At 32.3% G+C, this 2,760-nt stretch carries 3 protein-coding genes and 1 pseudogene; all 4 read left to right on the top strand.

What is annotated here, in order from left to right; genetic code table 11:
- Window positions 1-223: 223 nt before the first annotated feature.
- Window positions 224-577: a DUF3836 domain-containing protein gene (locus JGH11_RS19660; RefSeq protein WP_201114611.1), complete on the top strand. Its 354-nt coding sequence runs from the start codon at window positions 224-226 to the stop codon at window positions 575-577.
- A 211-nt stretch (window positions 578-788) separates the two neighbouring features.
- Window positions 789-1,217 (top strand): hypothetical protein, encoded by a 429-nt coding sequence (locus tag JGH11_RS19655; RefSeq protein ID WP_201114609.1) that lies wholly within the window; start codon window positions 789-791, stop codon window positions 1,215-1,217.
- Between the two features lie 159 nt (window positions 1,218-1,376).
- Entirely contained in the window at window positions 1,377-2,522 is a 1,146-nt protein-coding gene (locus JGH11_RS19650; protein ID WP_201114608.1) for a PCMD domain-containing protein, read from the top strand.
- Between the two features lie 19 nt (window positions 2,523-2,541).
- Window positions 2,542-2,760 (top strand): annotated as a pseudogene (locus JGH11_RS19645) (PorT family protein); the annotation flags it as partial.

Genomic DNA, 2,760 nt, shown 5'->3' with positions numbered 1-2,760 from the left:
GTTATTCACTTTTAGTCATTTTCTTTAAATTTTTATTATAAAAATTAATCGGAAGATCGCCCTATATATCGTTTTGATAGGATAAATAGATAAAAATAAGCTAAATCAAATGCATAAAACATAATATTAACCATATTTAACACCAACAATCTATCATTTTGTCATATTTTGTTTGTTTGAGAGTAAAAAACAGCCTATATTTGCAATACTAAATTATTAAATCATGAAAGCAAAAAATCTATTCTCGTTATTAGCTGTTTTATTCTTATCAGCAAGCATTTATGCTAACACTCCAGAAACAGTCACATTCAGTAATGTGGAAAAAACAGAGAGCGGGTGTGTAAAAGAATTTATCTTTTGTGATAAAAACACAAATACACCATTAAGTAAAACTGTATATCGCTATGATGCAGAGGAACGTATGCAAGAAAAAGCGACCTATGAATGGAATGATTCGAAAGGCTGGATAGGAATACAAAAGTATGATTACACATACGATAACAACAACCAACCTACTCCAAAGCTAACAAAATGGAATAGCAAAACCAACGACTGGGCGTCACAGCCAATAAAATAAACACTAGAAACAAATTCATACAAAACTAAACTCCAGTACTAATTATTTAGTACCAAAGAAAAAAAGGCCGGATATCGATTGATATCCGGCCTTTTCGATTTAAATTGAATTAATTTATAATTATAGTTGTAACCATTTTCATTCCTTTTACGTCATAATATATGAAAGCGCTTAAATAATTTATACAGTTGAACCTATTAAATATGCAAAAATGAAAACAATAATTTTATTTATAATAACATTGGCATTTATCTTGTCAGGGAACCTTTATTCTCAAAATATAAGCTCTATCAAAGAAAACATTGAAAACAACGGCTATAAAACAAAAGAATACATATGTACCTATAAATCTAAGACGGATGCTAAAACAATCTTCCGATACAATCCATTGGGAAGGATCATTGAACGTACCTTCTATTTAAAAGAAAATACATCAAACTGGATTCCAATTCAAAAGCATACTTATGAATACAATACCGAAGGTAAAATATCCAATATTATGCTCACAAAATGGAATCAAAGCAGCAAAGAATGGGAGAGCAAATCTTTGTATCTCATCCATCTATACAGTGAAGGTCAGGTAATTGTACACCAAATAGAGAAAGATACAAATACAAATAGGCTTATAACTCAGAGATAATACAATACACAATTGCTCTAAAAAAGGCCTCGAGTTCGGAAACAAGCTCTCGAGGCTTTTTCGTTATGAAGAAACCAATCCCATTTAGGTTTAAACTAAATAAGTAATCAAATTAGTTAGAATAAATCCGTATCTTTGCAGGTATTTTAACTAAAAGTCATGAAATCTAAAGTATTATTAGCCACAGCTATTACTGCATTAAGCTTAAGCTCATGCATTAAGGATGAACCTCTTGGAAAAGAGACTGATATAGTCTCTTTCAAGATAGAAGGTGATGAATATGTATCAAGTGATATATCAGAAACTACAGTTAGTGTTATAGTAACCGAATATGCGGACTTATTAAATATTATTCCGCAAATAGAAGTATCACAAGGTGCAACGATATCGCCTGAATCGGGAGTTAAACAAGATTTTTCTGAAGGTCCTGTAACTTATCGAATTACTTCAGAAGATAAGAAGTATTGGAAAGATTATACAGTATCATTTATCAAGCCTGCATTATTAAATCTAGTTTTTGATTTCGAAAATTGGGAGGAATCGAAACAGGGATTTTATAATATGATGCTGAAAGACAATAATAACAAATTGATTAAACTCTGGGATTCGGGGAATCCGGGAATAGCATTTGTCAATAAGGGTGAGTTTGCAACGGCACCTACAAGTGATGCTTACAAAGGAAATTATGCGGCAAAACTGGAAACATTGGAAGGGAATATTAATTTTGTAAATCTCAAAATACCAATCTTCAGTGGGTCTTTATTTTACGGAAACTTCACCTTAGATCACGGAATCGGAGAACCTCGGAAATGCTTAATGCTAGGACAGTATTATCCAAGCTCGATAGGCAAACCTTTAAAATTTACAGGTTATTACAAATATAAGCCGGGAAGCAAATATGTCTATCTTGACAGTAACAACAATGTACAAACTACAACAAGTATAAAAGATGAAATGTCTATTTATGCTGTTTTATTCAAAGTTGACAAAAAAGAAGCCGCTAAAACATACTTGGACGGAATAACAATTATGGATTCTGAAAAGATTGTCGCCAGAGCTGACTGGAAACCCGAAACAGCCTCAATCACCGACAAGCCCGCCGAAGAAGGAAAAGGATTCACCAGATTTGAAATACCTTTTATATATAAAGAAGGAGAAGAACTGGATTTCGAAAATTATATATATAAGATTACTATACTCTTTGCTTCCAGCAAAGATGGGAATGAGTATAAAGGGGCAATAGGCAGCACACTGATTGTAGATGAAGTAGAAATTATCAGCGAGACCCCTATAATTGAGGAATAATCATAAAACAAAGAAATCGATGAAAAGTAAAATACTTATTATATTAATTATATTGACCACTTTGAGTTCAAATATACTAGCTGATGAAGGAAATGACAAGAAAAAGACTTTAGACTGGTATCTTAACTTAGGGGTGAATATCGGTGGTTCGATGCCTGTACCTCTGCCCGAAGAGGTGAGAAAGATAAACGATTACAATCCAAAAATAAATCCTCATATAGGTATATCTACCATATAT

Source organism: Dysgonomonas sp. Marseille-P4677 (genome assembly GCF_016652235.1).
GTDB lineage: Bacteria > Bacteroidota > Bacteroidia > Bacteroidales > Dysgonomonadaceae > Dysgonomonas.
The sequence above is the reverse complement of the archived record's forward strand: the minus strand, read 5'-3'. Positions and strand labels throughout refer to the sequence as shown.

Excerpts from the sequence above, each read along its gene's own strand:
- JGH11_RS19660 (WP_201114611.1), top strand. The coding sequence starts at position 224 with ATGAAAGCAAAAAATCTATTCTCGTTATTAGCTGTTTTATTCTTATCA.
- JGH11_RS19650 (WP_201114608.1), top strand. The coding sequence starts at position 1,377 with ATGAAATCTAAAGTATTATTAGCCACAGCTATTACTGCATTAAGCTTA.
- JGH11_RS19655 (WP_201114609.1), top strand. The coding sequence starts at position 789 with ATGAAAACAATAATTTTATTTATAATAACATTGGCATTTATCTTGTCA.